Source organism: Achromobacter sp. RTa (assembly GCF_000757485.1).
Lineage (GTDB): Bacteria > Pseudomonadota > Gammaproteobacteria > Burkholderiales > Burkholderiaceae_B > Achromobacter.
Window position 1 is genome coordinate 320,445 of the sequence record NZ_JPYO01000046.1, and the last position, 19,819, is coordinate 340,263.

Below are 19,819 nucleotides of genomic sequence, written 5' to 3' on the forward strand. Positions count from 1 at the left end.
GGCTACCCTACGCAAGAATTGCGCCTGCGCCAGCAGATGACGCTGGCGCCCCGCCTGCAGCAGTCCGTCAAGCTACTGCAGATGTCCGCGCTGGAATTCACTACGGCGGTGGAACACGCGCTTGCCACCAACCCGTTCCTGGAAGATGCCGACGAGCAGGATGCCGATCCGCCCGCCGCTGCGCCTTCCTCGGTCCCGCAGGCGCCTGGCCGCCAGGAGGACGCCTCGCCCGAAACTCCGGTTCCCGCTACGGATGCCGACCCTCCGCCGCCCGATGCCCCGGCCTATTCCGGCGACTATCCCACGCGCGCCTCGGGCGATGGCGGGATGGATCAGGCGCAATGGGCGTGCGCCTCGCTATCGATGCGCCAGCGCCTGTCGCAGGAACTGGGCAACTATCACTTGAAGCCGCGCGACCGCCTGCTGGCGGAATTCATCATCGATGCGCTGGACGACGACGGCTATCTGCGCACGCCGCTCACCGCCCTGTGCGATACGGCGCGCCCCGAATTCGATCCGGCGCCGGAAGAATCCGAATGGATGACGGCGCTGCACCTGGTGCAACAGCTGGATGCGCCCGGGCTGGCCGCCCGCGACCTGGCTGAGTGCCTGACGCTGCAGCTTGCGGCCGCGGCCGACGCGCAGCCGCGGATCCAGGCGCTCGCGCTGCGCATTGTGCGCGACCATCTGCAACGGCTCGCCAAGAACGATTGCGCCGGACTGCGGCGGCTGCTTGAATGTTCGGAGGACGAGCTGCGCGAGGCCTGCGCCCTGATCCGCGGCCTGGACCCGAAGCCGGGCGGGCGCTATAGCGCCGATGCGCCGGCCTACGTGATTCCCGACGTATTCGTGGACAAGTGGCACGCGCGCTGGCGGGTGCTGCCAAACCGGCATGCCATGCCCCAGGCGCGGCTGCACCAGACCTATGCCGACCTGTTCCGCCGAGCCCGGCTGGACGACCGCAGCCCGATGGCCCAGGAACTGCAGGAGGCCCGCTGGCTGGTGCGTAACGTCGAGCAACGCTACACCACCATACAGCGCGTGGCCGAGGCCATCGTCAAGCGTCAGCAGACCTTTTTCGAGTACGGCGACGTCGCCTTGCGTCCGCTGATGCTGCGCGAGGTGGCCGACGATCTGGAAATGCATGAATCCACCGTATCCCGCGCCACCGTGGGCAAGTACATGGTGACGCCGCGCGGCGTCTTCGAATTCCGCCATTTCTTTTCGCGCGAGCTGGCCACCGAATCGGGCGGCTCATGTTCCGCGGCGGCGGTGCGCGCGCTGATCAAGGAAATGGTCGACGCCGAAGATCCGGCGATGCCGCTGTCGGACGTGGCGCTGACACAGCAGCTCGCCGCCAGCGGCATTCTCCTGGCGCGCCGCACGGTGTCCAAGTATCGCGGCCAGTTGCGCGTGCCGCCCGCCGAGCTGCGAAGGCAGCACTGAGGCGCAAACAGGCCGAAGCGGCCCGGAGCGGTCAATCGGGCTCCCCGGCCGCGCCGTCCAGCATGCGCTCGACGCGTTCGCCCAGCGCGTCGAGCGAGAACGGCTTGACGATCAATTCGATGCCGAGTTCCAGGAAGTCCCGGTCGCGCGCGGCGTTGCCCGCGTAACCCGTCATGAGCAGCACCTTCAATCCTGGATAGGCCGTCCTGGCGGCGTCCGCCAACTGGCGGCCGTTCAGCCCCGGCAGGCCCACGTCCGTCACCAGCAGATCGATGTCGCGCGTGGACAGCACGAGTTCCAGGCCCGCCTCGCCATCCGGCGCCGTCAGCACCTGCAGCCCCCGTTCCGCCAGGCATTCGTGCACCATGTCACGCACATTCGCGTCGTCTTCCACCACGACGACCACGGCCTGCCGCATGGGGCCTGGAACCGGCTCTTCCGGAGGTTTCGGCCTTGGCGCGCGTTCCGGCACGCCTTCATGGCGCGACAGGAACAGCCTGACCGTCGTGCCCGCGCCCTCCGTGCTCTCCAGCGTCGCCACGCCACCGGCCTGTCTGGCGAAGCCGTAGATCATCGACAGCCCCAGGCCGGTTCCCTCCCCCAGCGGCTTCGTCGTATAGAAGGGATCGAAAGCATGGGCCAGCACGTCGGGCGCCATGCCGCAGCCTTCGTCCGAAACAGACACCTCCACGAACGGGCCCGGCGGCGCATCCGACAATTGGCGCAAAAGCGGTCCGCCACCCTGCGCGTTCCGCGCCGCGATGGTCAGCACCCCGCCTTCCGGCATGGCGTCGCGCGCGTTGATCACCAGGTTCAACATGGCGTTTTCGAACTGGTTCTTGTCGCAGCGCACGGTCCACAGGCCGGGCTCCAGATCGAATGCAAGCCGCACCCGCTCTCCCGTGTAGCGGCGGAACAGGTCCGCCATGGACTGCAGCGCCGAAGCCACGCTGAAGGGCTTCGGGTCGATCGGCTGGCGCCGCGAGAAGGTCAGCAGGCGCTGCGTCAGGTGCGCCGCCCGGTTCGCAGAGTCCATCGCGACCGAGACGAAGCGCAGGGCCTGCTCGGGCGTGCCCGACGCGAGCTTTCGCTCGATCAGGTACAGGGCGCCCGTGATGCCCTGGAGCATGTTGTTGAAGTCGTGGGCGATGCCGCCGGTCAGGCGCCCCACCGCCTCCATCTTCTGCGACTGGCGCAAGGCGTTCTCGGTTTCACGCAAGGCTTCGGCTTGCGCCTTCAGATCGGTGTCGTCACGGCCGGTCATGTACAACTGGTCCTGCGACGACGACATGCTCCACGTTATCCAGCAGTATCCGCCGTCGCGCTTGAGCAGCCTGTTCTCCAGGTGCCGCGCCGTCTGTTGCGAGCCGCCGTCTGCGGTCCGCGACCACGCCGCCAGCGTGGCCTCCCGGTCGTCCGGATGTATCAGTTCCGACAGGCCCATCGACAGGAACTGTTCCGGGCTCCAGCCCAGTATGGGCCGGACCGCCGGGTTGACGCTCACAAAGCGCCCGTCTGCATCCACCACGGCCAGCAATTCAGGGGACAGGCGCCAGATGCGGTCGCGCTCCGCGATCGCGCCTTCCACGCGTTGTTCCAGGACGCGCGCATACTGCGAGCGCTCCACGGCGGTACATATGCGCTCGGCCACCTCCTCGATGAATGCGATATCCCCGGGCCGGAGCCGGCTGCCCGCCAACGGACGCACCAGCATGGCCCCGCAGTGCCGCCCCCACCGGCGCATGGGCACCACGATCGCCCACGGACGGACATCGCCATCCGGCTCGGCCAGCAAAGGCGGCAGGTACGCGCTGCGGCCGCTGGCGAGCGCCTCCTCGTACTCGGCGCCCAGCTTGTCCAGCTCCAGCGGTTGCTGGCTTTCCGCGTCCGCGCCGGAATGCCAGCACATGGAGAGCACGGGCCTGCCGTCCTCGCTTGCCCTGTCCAGCACGGCGACCAGCCCAAGCGCGAGATGCTGGCCCAGTTCTTCGCATGCCACCTGCTCGATCGCGGCCTGCAGGTGCAGTTCGCGCATGCGGTCGCTCAGCGCCAACAGGAAATTCTTGCGGTGCTGGCCCTCCCACAGCTCGGTTTCCGCGATCTTGCGCGCCGTCACGTCGAGAAACAGCGCCATGATGCGGTCGGGCCCGTCCTTGCGCACCCGGGCCTCGAACCACGCCTCTTTGGGCGCGGGCGCCGCGAACTCGAACTGGGCCGGCTCGCTGGTCTCCACGACTCTGGCGAACGCGTCCATGAGCGGGCCCGGAACGTTGGGAATCATCTCGCGCAGGGTGTGGCCCAGCGTATCGCCTTCCTTCATGCCGGTCTGCCGCTCGAACGCCGGATTCACCTCCAGGAAGCGGAAATCGACGACGCGGCCGTCCGCGTCGCGTAAGGCCTCGCTGAGGAAGAAGGCCTCCTGCATGCCTTCGAACATGCCGCGCCAGCGCTCGCCGCTGCGCCGCAGCGCCAATTCGGTCAGGTGGCGTTCGATGGCAAGGGCCGCGCTGCGCGTCACGATCGCGATCGCATCGATGTCGTGCGCCGAGGGCGAACGGGGGGTGCCGTAGTAATTCGAGAACACTCCCAGCAGCCGGCCGTCCGGGGCCTTGATCGGCGTCGACCAGCAGGCTTTCAGGCCGTTGGCCAGCGCCAGGTCGCGCCAGCGCTCCCAGCTGGGATTCGACGCGATGTCTTCCACGTAGACCGGGCAGCCGGTATAGGCCGCGGCTCCCCAGGACGCCATGTCGGGCCCGATGGGCGCCCCGTCCACCGCCGCGTTGTAGGCCGCCGGCAGGCTGGGCGCCGCGGCGTGCCGCAAGCTCGCGCCCGCGTCGTCGACCAGGGCGATCGAAGTCCGCAGTTCCACGCTGGATTGCGCCTCGATCGCATGCAGCACATACTCCAGCACCTGCCCCAGCGGCACGCCGGCGGCAATGCGCTCCAACATGATGCGCTCGTCCTCAAGACGGGCCAGCGTGTCCGTCCAGGGATGAGCGACGCGGTCTCGCTTTTTCAGCATCTCATGCCCCTTAACACAAAGACTGTATTGCGGGGCCAGGCGCGCTGCCGAAACGCTAGGTAACGCGACGCTACGTTTCCCGCTCCAGCCGCAACGTGTTCAGGGCCTCGGGTTTGTCGACCAGCACGCATTGCTTGCCGGTGCGGGCGCAGTGATCCTTCACGCGCCAGTAGGCGCCGTGGCTGACGCATCCCGTCTGGCAGATCACCAGGTCCGCTTCCACCAGGCTGGCCTCCAGCGTATCGCCGTCCGCGCCGCCGCCGCTGTGGCCCAGGTAGCGCCCGCCTGCCATTTCGACCACTTTCCGCGTCAACGCCAGCGCCATCGCGTCCTCTCCAACGCACAGCACCGACTTGCGGCGCAGCGCAATGGCCACCGGCACCGCAGGCCGGCCGGCCGGCGACGGTGACGGGGCCGCCTTGCGCTCGCCGCTGCCGCGCCCCTGCCACGCCAGCCGTTCGCGCATCAGCGCCTGCACCCGCTCCATCAACTGCGTCACGGTGCGGGCGAGCGCCACCCGCCTGGGCAGCCCGGGAATCGAGACTTCCAGCGCCTTGTGGTCTTCGCGCGCCCAGGCCAGGGCCGTGTCGCGCACGATGAGCGCGGCGCGCAACCGCATATTCTCTTCCTCCAGATACAGGACCCGCGCGCTCTGTGCTGCGAGCAGGCGGCTGCAATGCGATTGCGCCTGCCCATAGGCGGCAAGCAGCGCGGCGTGCTCGCGCCTCAGGTCATGGGTGTCGGAGAAAGAGGAATTCATTGCGGCCCTCGGATCGGAAAGGAAAGCGGCGCGTCCCGCGCGCCTGGGCAGCCACAATAATAAATGAGACTTACTCCTGTTTTCGGATATGCCCCTACGAGCGGCATGGCACCGGGAAATCCATTACTGACCTTATCCGGTCGCTTAAATAAGATCGACAATCGGCATGCCGGCCCGCAAGCCAGGGATACCCAATGCCAAAGCCACAACCCACCGAGCTGCTTCGCGACATACACGAAACCAACCTGATGTATCTGCTGCTGTTGCAGCGCCTGGCGCGCGAAGGCAACGCCGGCGCGGCCGGCGCGCGCGCGTCGGACCAAGCCTGCCGGTGGCTGGCCGGGCAAAGCCGCCAGGAACTGGTCAAGCTCGCCCAATCGAGCGTATTGCTTGCGCGGCTGGACCTGCCACCGCGGCTTCTGCTGTCCGCCCTGAGCCAGGGGCTGGACGCTACGCTGGCCGGCAGCGCCGCCGTGCCGGCCAGCCATGAGGCTCCGGCCGGCCTGCCCCGCCTCGGTTCATGAAGCTCGGCCCACGGCGGCGGCGGCCGAAACGCGGCCGGTCTTCCAGTACAGGCCGGCGCTGATGGCCAGCGCCAGCGCCAGCAATCCGCCCGTCATCTCCGCCACGCCCGGCCAGGAGCCCGCCGTCCAGAATCGCCCGCCCAGCGCGCCCAGCACGCTCGACCCCACGTAGTAGACGAGGAGATACAGGGAGGCTGCCAGCGCCTTGTAGCCGCGCGCCATCTGCCCCACCCAGCCGCTGGCCACCGCGTGCGCCGCAAAGAAGCCGAAGGTGAACACCACGATGCCCGCGATCAGCACCGGAAGCGAATCCGACAGCGTCAGCAGCAGGCCCGCGAGCGCCAGGCCGGTAGCCGCGCAGAGCATCGCGCCGCGGCCGTGTCGGTCCGCCAGCCTGCCGAAATAGGTCGATGCGAATATCCCGACCAGATAGACCACGAAGATGAATCCGATGAACGTCTGGCTCAACGAGAACGGAGGCAGCAGCAGGCGGAAGCCCACATAGTTGTAGACCGTAACGAAGGCTCCCATCAACAGGCCTCCCAGCGCGAAGAGGCCGCAGAGCGGGCCGTTCCTCAGGTGAGCGCGCGCGCCCGCGCGCACGTCGCCCCACACGCCCGCCCATCCCCTGCCTCTTTGCGGCTTGAACCTGCGCGAAGCGGGCAGCAGCCAGACGAACAGCATGGCGGCCGCCATGCCCAGGACGCCCAGCGTGCCCAGCGCGGCGCGCCATCCGAAGTGATCCGCCACCAACCCGGTGATGACCCGCCCGGACAGCCCGCCGAAGGCGCTGCCGCTGATGTACAGGCCCATGGCGAAGCCCAGGGTTTCGGGCTCGACCTCTTCCGCCAGATACGCCATGGCGACGGCGGGCACGCCGCCCATGGCCACGCCCTGCAGCGCGCGCAACGCCAGCAGGCTGTGCCAGTCGGGCGCGACGGCGGCGATGGTGCCCAGCACGGCCGAGGCGAACAGGGACAGCGCCATGACGCGCTTGCGAGGCAGGGATTGCGAAAACAGGCCCACGAAGAAGATCGCCACCGCCAGCAGGCCCGTGCACAAGGACAGGACCAGGCTGCTTTGGGCGGGCGATACGCCGAACGCCCCGGTAAAGAGCGGCATCAGCGGCTGCACGCAGTAGAGCAGCGAAAAAGTGGAAAAGCCGGCCGCGAACAAGGCCCATTGGGCGCGGTGCAATCCAGGCGTGCCGCGGGCGAGGTAATCGGGCGATTCAGGGGTGGACGAGGTCGAAGGCGCGGCTGGCGCAGCGCTTTCAGGGTGGGAACTGACTGGAGGGGTAGACATCTGAAATCTCGAAAGGCGCCGGGCAACCGGCCCGCCTGCGCCGAAGAAGGCGTCGCAGCGGCTATGCCCGCTCATTCAAGGTAGACTTTTCTCGTCCATATGTCCAATATATGCAACTGATACCGTCCATATTTAATAACGATAAGTTCGCCTCGCCATGGAACTGCGCCACCTGCGTTACTTCACCGCTGTCGCGGAAGAACTGCATTTCACGCGCGCGGCGGCGCGGCTCGGCATCGGCCAACCTCCCTTGAGCCAACAGATCCAGCAGCTGGAGCGCGAAATCGGCACGCCCCTATTTCTGCGGCTGCCGCGCGGCATCGCGCTGACGGAGGCCGGCGCGCAGTTCCTGGAAGACGCGCGCGCCATCCTGGCAAGCGCCGACCGCGCCGTGGACACGGCCCGCCGCCTGGGACGCGGCGAACGCGGCGCGATCACCGTGGGCTTCACGGCTTCGGCCGTATTCCACCCCTATCTGCCGCGGGCCATCCGGGCCTACCGCGACCGGTACCCCGACGTGCGCGTCACGCTCACCGAAAGCAATACCATTTCCCTCTTGCGCGGCCTGCGCGCGGGCGATGTGGACGTCGCCTTCGTGCGTCCGCCCTATGGGCTGGATCCGGAGTTCGAATCCGAACGCGTGCTGGACGAACCCATGCTAGTCGCCCTGCCCCCGGGCCACCCCTTGAGCCGCAAGCGCGCCATACCGATGGCGGCGCTTGCGGACGAGGACTTCGTGCTGTATCCGCGCCCCATCGGCGCCGGTCTGTACGACGCCATCCAGTCGGCCTGCCAGCGGGCCGGCTTCCTGCCGCGCGTCATCCAGGAAGCGCCGCAGATGGCTTCGATCGTCAGCCTGGTCGCCGCCGGGGTCGGCATATCCGTGGTGCCGGCCGCCATGCGGCACATGGGCGCGCAAGGCATCGAGTACCGGCCCATCAAGGGCGACGCCCCGCACGCGCTGCTGGACATGGCCTACCGCCGCCATGACCGCTCGATCGCGGCGGGCAACGCCGTGGACATGCTGCGCGAGCTGGCCCACCCCGATTCCTGAAGCCGCGGCGCGCCCCGCCCGCTGGTATCGCCCTGTCGCGTTTGATACCTTCTGTAAACCTGCCGTCCTGGCGGCAATGTAAATTGGCGCGCTCGGCGGGCCGGGCCCTGATCCGGCCGTGCCCCAAGACTCCAACCTGCCTCAAAGGTGACCCAGTGCGACGTACCCTCCTGGCCTTGGCCATTGCGATGATTCCCGGCTTGGGCTCGGCCGCCGGCCTGGCCTCTTCCATCGGCGCCGTGACCGTATACCAGGACCGCGCCGTCGTGACGCGCGCGGCCAGCAGCGATCTGGCGGCCGGCGAACACGAGCTGGTACTGGAAAAGCTGCCCGCGTCCCTGCAGGAAAATTCCTTGCAGGTCTCCGCCAAGAGCACCGGCCAGGCGACGCTGCTGGATGTGAAGGTTCGCGACGCCTACCAGGCCGACACCCCGAACGAACGCGTCAAGCAGTTGGAAGAGCAGCTGCGCAAGCTCGAAGACCAGCAGGCTGCGCTGGACGACGAAGCCACCGTGCTGGACAACCAGCGCGAACTGGTGCTGATGATGCAGCGCGGCGCCACCGAACCGACGAAGGACGGCGCCCGCCTGACGCTGGACGAACTGAAGGCCATCCAGTCGCTGAGCGCGGACACGCTGTCCAAGACGCTCGCGGGGCTGCGGCGCGTTGCCGAACAGAAGGCCGCGCTGGACCGCGACATCGCCGCGCTCCAGAACGAAATGGGCCGGTTGCAGAATGCGCTCGACCGCCGCACCAAGACCGTCACGCTGCGTGTGAACCTGGCGCGCGCCGGCAAACTCGACCTGAACCTGTCCTACGCGGTGGCCGGCGCGCGCTGGACGCCAGCCTACGATGCGCGCCTGCGCCTGGCGGACCGCAGCGTGGACCTGGGCTATTTCGGCGTCATCCGCCAGAACACCGGCGAAGACTGGAACAACGTCAAGCTCACCCTCTCCACCGCCCGGCCCGCGCTGGGAGGCGGCGCGCCCATGCTGCGGCCCTGGATCATCGACGTGGCGGCGCCTCCTCCCCCGCCCGCTCCCCGCCCCGCCGCCGCGCCCACAGCAAAGATGCAGGCCGAAGTCGCGGCCGAACGCCGGGCGCGGCACAGCCCGGCGTTTGCGGGCGGAGCGCTCGACGCGGCCGAACCCGAGCCCGAAGCCATCGCGGTGTCGATCGCCCAGGTGCAGAACGAAGCCACCAGCGCCTCGTTCCAGATAAAGAACTCCGCCACGCTGCTGTCCGACAACGCCGCGCAGCGCGTGGCCATTACCACCGCCAAGCTGCCGGCCACGCTCCAGTACCAATCCACGCCTGCGCTGCGCGAAGCGGTCTACCTGACCGCGCAGGCCAGCAACAACACGGATTTCCCCCTGTTGGCCGGCCCGCTGAACACCTTCCTGGACGACGCCTTCGTCGCCTCCAGCAACCTGAAGGCGGTTATGCCCGGCGAGAAAGTCGAACTGGCGATGGGCGCGGACGAAGGGATTTCGATCAAGCGCCAGCTGGTGAACCGCTACACCGAGAGCACGGGTTTTTCGGGCAGCGGCAAGCGCGTGACCTATGAATACAAGATCACCGTGAAGAACAACAAGGCCACCAAGGAACAGGTGTCGTTCAAGGATCGCCTGCCCGTATCGCGCAACGAGAAGATCGTCGTCAAGCTGCTGTCCCCGGCCGACCGCGACATCAAGCGCGAAGACGACGGCAAGCTTGCCTGGGACTGGGAAATGGAGCCTGGCAAGTCTCGCGAAACCGTGCTGAAGTTCTCGGTCGAGTATCCCGGCGACATCGAGGTGTCGGGGCTTTGAGGCTCCTGGGCCGGTTTACGGGCGCTAGCGCATCTGGAAGGCTTCCTGGTGGAAGAGTTCGCGCACCGGCATGCCGCGCCGGTGCAGCCCGTCCTTGAGCGCATCGGCGAACCCCATCGGCCCGCAGAACCACACGCTGGGCCAAGGCGATCCGGGCTTGCGCTCCGCCACCAGGTCAGCGGCCGTCAACGGCCGCTGGGTATCGCTGTAACGCACGTGCAGGGTCACGTTGGGAACGCGCGCGCACAGCGCTTCGAGCCGCTCCGCGAACGGCGCGTCGCCGGCGTTGCGGGCGCAGTAGTACAGCGTGGCCACCGGCGCGCTCTCGGGCTGCGCCTGCAGCGACTCCATCCATGAAATAAAGGGCGTGACGCCGATGCCGGCGGCCACCCAGATCTGCGGCCTGCCGTCGCCGCGCTGGAAGTCGAAACAGCCATAAGGCCCCTCGATCGTCACCGGCTGGCCCACCACCAGGCTCTTCTGCAAGCGCCGCGTGTAATCGCCGAGCGCCTTGATGGAGAATTCCACCCGCCCCGTTCCATCGTCCGCGCCCGAGACCGTGAACGGGTGCGCTCCTTCGCGGCGGTCGGCGGTCAGGAAGGCGAACTGCCCGGCGCGGTGATGCCAGTTGCCTTCCACCCTGCAGGTCAGCGACAGGATGTCGCCCGACAGATGGTTGATCGCCAGCACCTGGCCCTTGTAGCGCCGGCCGCGCCCGATACTACCGGTCAGCGCCATCAGGGCGCACACGCCGCCCACGGCCGTACAGGCGGCGATCAGCCAGCCCGCGGGCTGCGTCCACCACCCTGCGGGCGTCAGCACAACGCCATGGAAGGCCACCACCAGGAAGATGACGGCGGAAATGCGGTGGACCTGCCGCCAGATGTGATACGGGAAACGCCGCCAGAGCGTCAGCAGCACCAGAGCCGCGAGGATCCACACCGCCCATTCGCCGATATCCTTGGCCGAGCCCCGGAACGCATCGAGCAAGGCGGCCGCGCGCGGCGTCTTGGCCACGGGGTCGAACATCGCCAGCAGCACCGGCTTGCCTATCTTTATCAGGTAATGCGCCGCCGCGAGCGCCGTGGCCAGGATGCCGCTCCATTTGTGCAGCCGGTACATCTGGTCCAGCCCGTCCAGCCGCGCTTCCAGCCACATCGGGCGCACCGCCAGCAGCATGATCAGCGTCATCAGCGCATAGGCGCTCAGTCCGGTCAGCAGGATGAGCTGGTCGCGCGCGGTCCAGATATTGAGCTGGGCTGGCGGCTGCGCCCAATAGGCTCCCGCCCAGGCCAGCACGGAAATCAACAGAACGGCCGCCAAGGTGCGTCGCATCGATTCATCACTCCGTCTCGAACCGGGCCTCGCTGCTCGGCGAGGCCTTCATGCATCAATGGTAGTTCCGCCGCGGCCGGCCTTTGCCCGGACGCGGCAGCCGGTTTGATCCGGGTCAAGCCCGCGGAAAAATCAAGGCGGTCCGGAATCGTTCGGCGTCAGGATACCCGATGCCGCGCTGGCCGCGGATCAGTGGCTGCGGCAGAACTCGATGAAGGCGTCGGGCTCGAGCGGCACCGAGATGCCGTAGCCTTGCGCCACGTCGCAACCCAGTTCGCGCAGCAGTTGCACGTCGCGCTCGTGCTCCACGCCTTCGGCCACCACGCGGCGGCCAAGTACCCGCCCCATTTCGATCGCGGCTGCCACCACCGCGCGCGACGCGGGCTCGCGGTGCATATGCACGATGAAATCGCGGTCTATCTTGAGCTCGGTGAACGGCATGGCCGAAAACAGCCGCATGGAAGCGATGCCCGCCCCGAAATCGTCCATCGCCAGCTCGAAACCGCGCACCCGCAGCAGGTTCAGCACCGAGGACAGGGCCAGCCAGTCGGTGACCGGCTCGTCTTCCGTCAGCTCGACCTTGACCAACCGGGCCGGCAGCCCCGCCTGGCCGACGCGCTGCTCCAGCAGCCCGGGCAGATCGCGGGTGCACAGCGTGGACGCCGAGGCGTTGATGGCGATGGGCACGGCGATGTCGTCGGCATGCATGCGCTTCAGGACCTCGATCACGCGGTCCATCACCCGGCTGAACAGCATGCGGTCCAGCCCCAGCCGGTGCGCGGCGGGCACGAAATCCGCGGCCGGAATGGCGCCGAGCTCGGGGTGATCCCAGCGCGACAGCGCCTCGGCCGCGAGCACGCGGCCCGTGGACAGGCTCATCTGCGGCTGCAGCACCACGCTCATGCCCGTGCCGGTGATCAGCGCATGGCCAAGTGCCACCTCCATGACATCGCGCCGCACGGCGTTCAACCGCGGCGATGCCGCATCGTCTTCGGCCACACTGCGCAGCGCGGTCTTGAGCGCCTGTTGCATGGCCGTGCGCGAAACCGGCTTGGACAGCGCCTGCGCGGACGGGCACCCCGCCTGCAGCGCAAGCCGCACATGCGATTGCAGCAGTTCGTCGCTGAGGCTGCTGATCCAGATGATGGGCGGCATGCTCTTCAGCCGTCCGGCGTCCACCAATCGCCGCAGTTCGTTCGGCAGGCGCGTGCCGTCGCCCTCGCCCATGACGATATCGCTGACCACCACGTCGTAGAACTGCCTTGCCAGCGCGCTGATCGCCTCAGTGCTGCTCCCCAGCCCTGCCACCCGCCGGAAACCAAGCGCCAGAAGCAGGTTCTGCAGGTAGGCGCGTTCGACGGGATGATCCTCCACCAAGAGGATCCGTCGGGTCGCGCCGGCGTCGGTCTTAGGCATCGTCTACCGTCCTAGTCATATAGGGCGGGCCCTTGCAGGCGGCCGCGGGAACACTGTAGGCACAATGCTACGGCATCCATGCGGCGCCTGTCCTTATCGCTAACGGGTTAATGCAGCAACATCGCCGATAGGCGTAGGAACCCGCGCATCAACCGGACGGAGGCAACCTGCTGTCGCTCCGCCGCCCCGCCGGTGCGATAATGCCGGTCTTTCCCGCATCTACGGCACGGAGCTTCCCTTGACCCGCATTGATGATCCCCTGCACGACCGCGAGGTCGGCGCGGCCGACTCCACCCAGGACAACACGCGCACCGACGACACCCGCATCAGCGCGGTGCGGCCCTTGATTTCGCCCGCCCTGCTGCAGGACGAGCTGCCCGTTTCCTCCGAGATCCAGACGCTGGTCGAGCAAAGCCGCTCGGAAATCGCCAACGTCCTGCACGGCCGCGACGACCGCCTGGTGCTGGTCGTCGGCCCCTGCTCCATCCACGACCATGGCCAGGCCATGGAATACGCCCGCCAGCTGCGCGCCGCCGCCGAACAGCACAAGCAGGACCTGCTGATCGTCATGCGCGTGTACTTCGAGAAGCCCCGCACCACCGTCGGCTGGAAGGGCTATATCAACGACCCGCGGCTGGACGGCAGTTTCCGCATCAACGAAGGCCTGCGCCGCGCGCGCGAACTGCTGCTGGACATCAGCGGCCTGGGCCTGCCCATCGCCACCGAATTCCTCGACCTGCTCAGCCCGCAGTACATCGCCGACCTGATCTCCTGGGGCGCCATCGGTGCGCGCACCACGGAAAGCCCCAGCCACCGCCAGCTCAGCTCCGGCCTGAGCTGTCCGCTGGGTTTCAAGAACGGCACCGACGGCGGCGTGCAGATCGCGGCCGACGCGATGGTGGCCGCCAGCGCCAAGCATGCCTTCATGGGCATGACCAAGATGGGCATGGCCGCCATCTTCGAAACCCGCGGCAACCAGGATACCCATGTCATCCTGCGCGGCGGCAAGCAAGGGCCGAACTACGACGCCGCCAGCGTCGATGCCTGCTGCGCCGCGCTGCGCAAGGCCGGCCAGCGCGAGCAGGTCATGATCGACTGCTCGCACGCCAATTCCAACAAATCCCATCTGCGGCAGGTCGACGTGGCCAACGACATCGCGGCCCAGCTCGCCCAGGGCGACACCCGCATCACCGGCGTGATGATCGAAAGCCACCTCGAGGAAGGCCGCCAGGACCTGAAGGCGGGCCAGCCGCTGCGCCATGGCGTGTCCATTACGGACGCCTGCCTGGGCTGGTCGCAAACCGCGCCGGTGCTGGATACGCTGGCCCGGGCCGTGCGCGAACGCCGCCAAAAGGCGGCATCCGCCTCTCAGGCGTAACGGTCGGCGCGGTAAGGCGCCGGATCCATGTCCGGCGCCTCTCCCGCGACCAGGCTGGCCAGCAGCCTGCCCGTCACGGGGCCCAGCGTGAAACCGTGATGCGCATGGCCGAACGCCAGCCACAGGCCGGGATGGCGCGGCGCGGGTCCGATCACGGGCCGCATGTCCGGCATGCACGGCCGGCATCCCATCCACGGCTCTTTCTCGACCGCCTCGCCCAGGGGCAGCAACTGCGCGGCCAAGGCGCGGGTGCGCTGGATCTGGATGGGCGAAGGCGGCGCGTCGCGCGATGCGAACTCCGCTCCTGTCGTCAGGCGCACGCCCAGCGTCATGGGCGTCACGACGAACCCGCTTTCGATATCGGCCACCGGATGCGACAGGCTCGCGCCGTCCTCAAGCGCGAAATGCTGGTGATAGCCCCGTTTGACCGCCATCGGCAGGCGATAGCCCAAGGGCCGCAGCACATCCGGCGACCACGGCCCAAGCGCCACGACCGCGTCGCGGGCCTCGATCGTCCCGGTATCGCCCTGCACCTTCCAACCCTTGCCTTCCTGCTTCAGGCTGCGCGCGTCGCCGAGCGCCAGCACGCCGCCACGCCGCGTGAACAAGCCGGCATAGCCTTTCGTCACCGCGCCCGGGTCCGAGACATTTACCGGATCCAGCCAGTGCACCCCGCCCGCCATGCGCGCGGACAGCGACGGCTCCGCGGCCGCCAGCGCCGCGCGGTCCAGCACACGGTAGTTCAGGCCATACGGCGCCAGGGCCTGCGCTTCGGCGACGGCCCGGGCCAGTCCGGCTTCGGTACGGATCCCATCGATCCAGCCATTGCGGCGGAACAGATGGGCGATCCCGGCGTCGTCCTTGAGCGCGTCGTGTTCGGCCACGCTGCGCTCGATCAGCGGCAGCATCGCATCGGAGGCCCGCGCCAGGCGCTGTGGCGCGGAGTGCCACCAATAGCGCAGCAGCCATGGCGCGATGCGCGGCAGGAAGCGCGGGTGATAGCTGACGTCCGGCGTGTTGTTCCTGGCGTAGCGCCACAGGCTGCGCCAGTCGCGCGGAAAGCCATAGGGAATCACGCTGGCGCGCTCGATCAGCCCGGCGTTCCCGTAGCTGGTTTCCTCGCCTGGCCCGCGCCGGTCCAGCAGCACGACCGAGCGGCCGCGCCCAAGAAGATGAAGCGCCGTGCTGACACCGACGATGCCCGCGCCCAGAACCACAACGTCTGTTTTCATGCGCGGCATTCTGCGCCCGCCGCCCCGGTTCGGCAAGCCTGCGCCCAGGCGTAGAATCCTCTGCAGCGCGGAGCCAGGTCCAAGCGCCCGCGACACAAAGGAACGCGCCATGGCCCTGCCCAACCTGCAACCCGTTACGCTCGAGGGCGAGATCGTCCGCCTGGAACCGCTGGCCGCGCGGCACGCCGAAGACCTCGCGCGGGTCGGCCTGCATCCGGAGCTCTGGCGCCTGCAGCCCGAACCCGTCGACACGGCCGAAGACATGCAGCGCTACGTGGACCGCGCCCTGGCCGGGCAACGCGCCGGCGCCTGCCTGCCCTTCGTCGTCGTCCACAAGGACAGCGGCCAGGTCATCGGCGCCACGCGCTATATGGATATCGCGCTGGCCCACAAAAGGCTGGAGATCGGCGCCACTTGGCTTACGCCTGGCAGCCAGCGCTCCGGCGCCAATACCGAAGCCAAATTCCTGCTCTTGCAGCACGCCTTTGAAACAATTGGTATCATACGTGTCGTGTTCAAAACGGAGTTGGGCAATGCGCAGTCCCGACAGGCCATTCTCCGCATCGGCGGCGTCGAGGAAGGCGTGTTTCGCAAACACCTGATCGCGCAATCGGGACGCGCCCGCGACATGGTCTACTTCGCGATCCTCGATGAAGACTGGCCCTCGGTCAAAGCGCGCCTCATGGCGCGCCTGCGCCGATCCGCCTAGCCAAACGCCCGCCAGCTGCCCTGTGCGCAGCTCCGATCAATCTCAACAGGCCCTATGGCGCCCTTCGTTCTTTTCACAGTCTGTCCGGGCCCAACCCGCCCGCTACCCGCACTTTTTTCCAGGTATGGACCGCAAACCCTACGTCCCGGCCGCCAGGCCGCGCCACACCATATTCGTCTACACGGAAGAGCAGCGAGGCAACCAGCTCGTCGAGTCGCCCGTGATCGGCATGATGTCCGACGTGTCGGGCTCGGATAAGCTCATCGTCGTGCAGGATCCGCACAGCGGCCTGAAGTTCGTCTATCGCGTCGACCACGAAAGCAGCAACCTGGATGCCGCCGCGCTCACCGAACAGGATGCTGCGCTGTTCGACGGCAAGCACTCCGTCCAGATCGACTACACCTCGTACCGCCTGGGCACCGCCGACAACGCCGTGAAATTGCTGCGGGGCAAAACCCAATGGATTCAGGACAAGGGAGCGGTGCTCTCCGTCCTGCTGCAGAATGCAGCCGCCCGCAAATCGCGTTTCTCCGCCGTGCGCATCGAGCGCGACCGCCTGCGCAAGGTGCCGCCAGGCGTTCCGGTGGAACGTCTGCCTACATAAAAGGCAGGGTATCCACAGCACGAGCGCTTATCCACAATTTCTGTGGATAAACCCGCGCCCCGCACACGGCTGATGGCCGTTCGGGCGATGCCGCACGGGCTGCTCATTTTTTGACCACCGCTATTTTCTTCCGCCGCCGGATGAGATCCTTGATCCATGACGCGGCGCCGCAACGGCGTTGGTGATATCCTCCCGCAAACGCGGGCCCCACAGCGCCCGACCGGCCCGGCGAGCGGCCCAATAAGAAGCCTGGACTGAAAGGAGCGGATAGCGTGTTTGTCCTTGGAGCGCGTGGCGCGGAACCGCTGCCGCCGGCGTCGCCGTGACGATCATCGTCGTCGACGACCACGGGGATTGGCGCGACACCATCGTCGAATACATCCGCGACCTGGGCCTGGGCAACGCCATTCTCACCGCCGGCTCCCTGGCGGAACTGGACCGTCTGCTGCTGACCGTCACCCCGGGCATCCTCGTGCTGGACGCCATGCTGCCCGACGGCGACGCGCTGACCCGCGTCTCGCACCTGCGCACCTCCTTCCCTTCCATGGGCATCATCATGCTCACGGGCCGCCTGCTGAGCGAAGACAAGGTATCGGGCCTGAGCCTGGGCGCCGACCACTACCTGACCAAGCCCGTAAACCTGGCGGAACTGGGCGCCACTCTCGTGTCGCTGTCGCGCCGCCTGCGGGTCGTGCCTGCTGGCGGCGTCGATGAGGCCCGGCCCATCGGCTGGCGTTTCGACCCCTCGCGCCGCGTCCTGCTGTCGCCCGAACAAGTCTGCGTGGACATCACCGATACCGAAAGCCGGCTGGTCGGCGCCCTGATCCAGGCGGCGCCCCTGCCGCTATCGCGCGGCCGCCTGGTCGAGGCGCTGGGCGCCAGCGCCGAAGCGTACGACATGCACCGCCTGGACGCGCATGTGCACCGCCTGCGCCGCAAGCTGCGCGCGCAGGCCGGCGGCGACATGGGCATCCGCACCGTGTACGGCGTCGGCTACGTATGCACCGTTCCCGTGCAGATCGTCGGCAACTCCAAGAATTGAGACCCGTCCCATGAATTCCCCGATACGTCCTCGCCGCTCCGTTCTCTACATGCCGGGCGCCAACGCCCGCGCGCTGGACAAGGCGCGCAGCCTGGACGCCGACGTCCTGATCCTCGATCTGGAGGATGCCGTCGCGCCCGACGCCAAGGCGCAGGCCCGCGAACAGGTCGCCGCGGCCCTGCGCGCCGGCGGCTACGGCCGCCGCGAATGCGTGGTGCGCGTCAATGCGCTGGACACGATTTGGGGCCTGGACGACATCCGGGCCATTGCCCGGGCGGGCGCCGACGCGGTGCTGCTGCCCAAGGTGCAGTCCGCGGCCGAACTCGACGCGCTCGCACAGGCGCTGGACGCGGCGGGCGCGCCCGCCGGCCTGCCCTTGTGGGCAATGGCGGAAACGCCTTTGGGGTTCCTGCGGCTGGATGCCATCGCCTCCGGCCACCCGAGGCTGGCGGCCATCGTCGTCGGCACCTCGGACCTGGTGAAGGACCTGCACGCGCGCCACACCCCGTCGCGCGAAGAAACCCTGCTGGCGCGCTCGATGGCGGTAATGGCGGCGCGGGCCCACGGCCTGGCCGTGCTGGACGGCGTGCACCTGGACCTGCACGACGACACGGGCCTGGAAGCGGCTTGCAGGCAGGGACGCGACCAGGGCTTCGATGGCAAGACGCTCATCCATCCCAAACAGATCGCGCCGGCCAACGCCGCCTTCGCTCCCACGGAAGAGGAACTCGCCGCAGCGCGCAAGCGCCTGGACGCTTGGCGGGCCGCGCAGGCCGCCGGCCTGGGCGTGGCTGTGGTCGACGGGGCGTTGGTGGAAAACCTGCACGCGCGCGAGGCGGAACGCGTGCTGGCGCTGGCCGAGGCCATCCTCCGCGCCTAGCTCGCCCGGACGGAAGGCCAGACTGCTCGCGCAGCCCGCGCCGGCATGTGCGGGCAAACACGGCGGTGACAACAGCCCCGGCAGCGGTAATATCAGCTTTCAAATGAATATTGCCGGTAACGCGCTGCCCAGGCGCGGGGCCGGCGGATCCGGGAGCGCTCGTGACGCTGATCTTGCGGCAAATGTCGATGTCATTCTGCGCGGCGGCGCTGTGGGCCGCCACGGCGGGCTTGCCGGCGCCGGCATGGGCCCAGGCGGCCAATTTCCATCCCTGCAATTCCCAGCCCTCGCTGCCGATGTGTCAGCATGGCTACGGCAAGCGCATCGCGGTCCAGCGCTGGGGCGCCCAGCCCGAACCGCTGGACCCGGACGCAGCCGCCAACGCCCCGTTGGTCACGCGCGACCCGGCCAAGGAAATCGGAAAACTCAAGTCCAGCACGATCCTGGTCCAGGACATGGACACCTCTGAAGTGCTGTTCGCGCGCAACGAAGATGCCGTTCGGCCCATCGCCTCCATCACCAAGCTCATGGCGGCGCTGACGCTGGTCAAGGCCGGCCTGCCCATGGACGAAATCATCACCATCGACGCCAGCGACACCCGCTCCGCCAGCGAGCTGCCCTCGCGCCTGACGGCCGGCACCAAACTGAGCCGCGCGGATTTGCTGCGCCTGGCGCTGGTCCCTTCCGAGAACAGCGCCGCGCAGGCCCTGGGGCGCACCTACACCGGCGGCATGGCCGCTTTCGTCGAGGCGATGAACGCCGAAGCCCGCGCGCTGGGCATGGCCGATTCCAGCTTCGCCGAACCGAGCGGCCTGTCCAACGAAAACCAGTCTTCGGCCAGGGATCTGGTCAAGCTGCTCGAGGCGATTTCCGCGCAACCGCTGATCCAGCAATACACCGGCGAGACCAGCTACCAGGCTGCCGGCCAGACCTTCCGCAACACCAACATCCTGGTCGGCCGCCCTCAATGGGACATTCTTGTGTCCAAGACCGGCACCACCCGCGAAGCCGGCGACTGCCTGGTCATGGCGGTCAAGGTCGGCCAGCGCAACCTGGCCATGGTGCTGCTCAACGCGCAGGGCACCAGCGGCTCGCGCTTCGGCGACGCGGTGCGCCTGCGGCGGGTGCTGGACAGCCGGTTCGCATCGCGGTAACCGAGCCAGCGGCGCCCGGCGCGCCCGGCCCGGTACAATAGCGCCCTTGACGCGGAACGAACGCCTTCCCGTCCGCCTGTCGCGCCGCCTGTGCGCCCCCTTCCCCACTTTTTTCACCGCGCCTGGCCGGCGGGAATCCTGCCGCGT

General features: G+C 68.1%; 16 protein-coding genes. 10 read left to right on the forward strand and 6 right to left on the reverse strand.

The features are described from left to right. The first annotated feature begins 36 nt into the window (after positions 1 to 36). A complete protein-coding gene (locus JL37_RS28565; protein ID WP_231570456.1) occupies positions 37 to 1,446 on the forward strand; it encodes an RNA polymerase factor sigma-54 in 1,410 nt (469 codons plus the stop codon). Between the two features lie 31 nt (positions 1,447 to 1,477). On the opposite strand, the gene JL37_RS28570 is transcribed toward JL37_RS28565, so the two are convergent. Both JL37_RS28570 and JL37_RS28575 read right to left on the reverse strand, forming a co-directional pair. After that, entirely contained in the window at positions 1,478 to 4,468 is a 2,991-nt protein-coding gene (locus JL37_RS28570; RefSeq protein ID WP_043548628.1) for a PAS domain-containing protein, read from the reverse strand. A gap of 70 nt (positions 4,469 to 4,538) precedes the next feature. Further along, the gene (locus JL37_RS28575; RefSeq protein ID WP_043548629.1) at positions 4,539 to 5,228 is read right to left on the reverse strand and encodes a DUF2325 domain-containing protein; all 690 of its coding nucleotides are present in this window, start codon (positions 5,226 to 5,228) and stop codon (positions 4,539 to 4,541) included. Positions 5,229 to 5,422: 194 nt separating this feature from the next. Between JL37_RS28575 and JL37_RS28580 the strand changes: the two genes are divergently transcribed. Beyond that, the gene (locus JL37_RS28580) at positions 5,423 to 5,752 is read left to right on the forward strand and encodes a flagellar transcriptional regulator FlhD (RefSeq protein WP_043548631.1); all 330 of its coding nucleotides are present in this window, start codon (positions 5,423 to 5,425) and stop codon (positions 5,750 to 5,752) included. Here JL37_RS28580 and JL37_RS28585 read toward each other — a convergent pair. Next, a complete protein-coding gene (locus JL37_RS28585) occupies positions 5,747 to 7,057 on the reverse strand; it encodes an MFS transporter (RefSeq protein ID WP_043548635.1) in 1,311 nt (436 codons plus the stop codon). The genes JL37_RS28580 and JL37_RS28585 overlap by 6 nt on opposite strands. Positions 7,058 to 7,214: 157 nt before the next feature. Here JL37_RS28585 and JL37_RS28590 point away from each other — a divergent pair, with 157 nt between their 5' ends. After that, entirely contained in the window at positions 7,215 to 8,111 is an 897-nt protein-coding gene (locus tag JL37_RS28590) for a LysR family transcriptional regulator (RefSeq protein WP_043548638.1), read from the forward strand. Positions 8,112 to 8,266: 155 nt separating this feature from the next. Continuing rightward, positions 8,267 to 9,922, forward strand: coding sequence for a mucoidy inhibitor MuiA family protein (locus JL37_RS28595; RefSeq protein WP_043548640.1), 1,656 nt, complete (start codon positions 8,267 to 8,269; stop codon positions 9,920 to 9,922). 24 nt (positions 9,923 to 9,946) lie between these two features. Here the strand turns inward: JL37_RS28595 and JL37_RS28600 are convergent, their stop codons facing one another. Together JL37_RS28600 and JL37_RS28605 are read right to left on the reverse strand one after the other, a co-directional pair. Continuing rightward, the gene (locus tag JL37_RS28600) at positions 9,947 to 11,257 is read right to left on the reverse strand and encodes a ferric reductase-like transmembrane domain-containing protein (protein WP_043548644.1); all 1,311 of its coding nucleotides are present in this window, start codon (positions 11,255 to 11,257) and stop codon (positions 9,947 to 9,949) included. Between the two features lie 189 nt (positions 11,258 to 11,446). Further along, positions 11,447 to 12,673 carry an EAL domain-containing protein gene (locus tag JL37_RS28605; protein WP_043548646.1) on the reverse strand — a complete coding sequence of 409 codons (1,227 nt, stop codon included), beginning with the start codon at positions 12,671 to 12,673 and terminating at the stop codon, positions 11,447 to 11,449. 238 nt (positions 12,674 to 12,911) lie between these two features. Between JL37_RS28605 and JL37_RS28610 the strand changes: the two genes are divergently transcribed. Beyond that, complete coding sequence (locus JL37_RS28610) at positions 12,912 to 14,051, forward strand: 3-deoxy-7-phosphoheptulonate synthase (protein WP_043548648.1); 1,140 nt, start codon at positions 12,912 to 12,914, stop codon at positions 14,049 to 14,051. Here the strand turns inward: JL37_RS28610 and JL37_RS28615 are convergent. Continuing rightward, complete coding sequence (locus JL37_RS28615; RefSeq protein WP_043548862.1) at positions 14,042 to 15,283, reverse strand: FAD-binding oxidoreductase; 1,242 nt, start codon at positions 15,281 to 15,283, stop codon at positions 14,042 to 14,044. The genes JL37_RS28610 and JL37_RS28615 overlap by 10 nt on opposite strands. A 109-nt stretch (positions 15,284 to 15,392) precedes the next feature. On the opposite strand from JL37_RS28615, the gene JL37_RS28620 reads away from it, so the two are divergent. The 5 genes from JL37_RS28620 (at position 15,393) to JL37_RS28640 (ending at position 19,672) form a co-directional block, all read left to right on the forward strand. Beyond that, positions 15,393 to 15,992 carry a GNAT family N-acetyltransferase gene (locus tag JL37_RS28620; RefSeq protein ID WP_043548651.1) on the forward strand — a complete coding sequence of 200 codons (600 nt, stop codon included), beginning with the start codon at positions 15,393 to 15,395 and terminating at the stop codon, positions 15,990 to 15,992. A gap of 124 nt (positions 15,993 to 16,116) precedes the next feature. Continuing rightward, on the forward strand, positions 16,117 to 16,596 hold the full coding sequence (locus JL37_RS28625) for a hypothetical protein (RefSeq protein WP_043548653.1): 480 nt from the start codon (positions 16,117 to 16,119) through the stop codon (positions 16,594 to 16,596). A gap of 322 nt (positions 16,597 to 16,918) precedes the next feature. Continuing rightward, positions 16,919 to 17,638 carry a response regulator transcription factor gene (locus tag JL37_RS28630; RefSeq protein WP_043548654.1) on the forward strand — a complete coding sequence of 240 codons (720 nt, stop codon included), beginning with the start codon at positions 16,919 to 16,921 and terminating at the stop codon, positions 17,636 to 17,638. A gap of 10 nt (positions 17,639 to 17,648) precedes the next feature. After that, positions 17,649 to 18,518 carry a CoA ester lyase gene (locus JL37_RS28635; RefSeq protein ID WP_043548655.1) on the forward strand — a complete coding sequence of 290 codons (870 nt, stop codon included), beginning with the start codon at positions 17,649 to 17,651 and terminating at the stop codon, positions 18,516 to 18,518. Between the two features lie 161 nt (positions 18,519 to 18,679). Beyond that, positions 18,680 to 19,672: a serine hydrolase gene (locus JL37_RS28640; protein WP_081955246.1), complete on the forward strand. Its 993-nt coding sequence runs from the start codon at positions 18,680 to 18,682 to the stop codon at positions 19,670 to 19,672. The last annotated feature ends 147 nt before the right edge of the window (positions 19,673 to 19,819 follow it).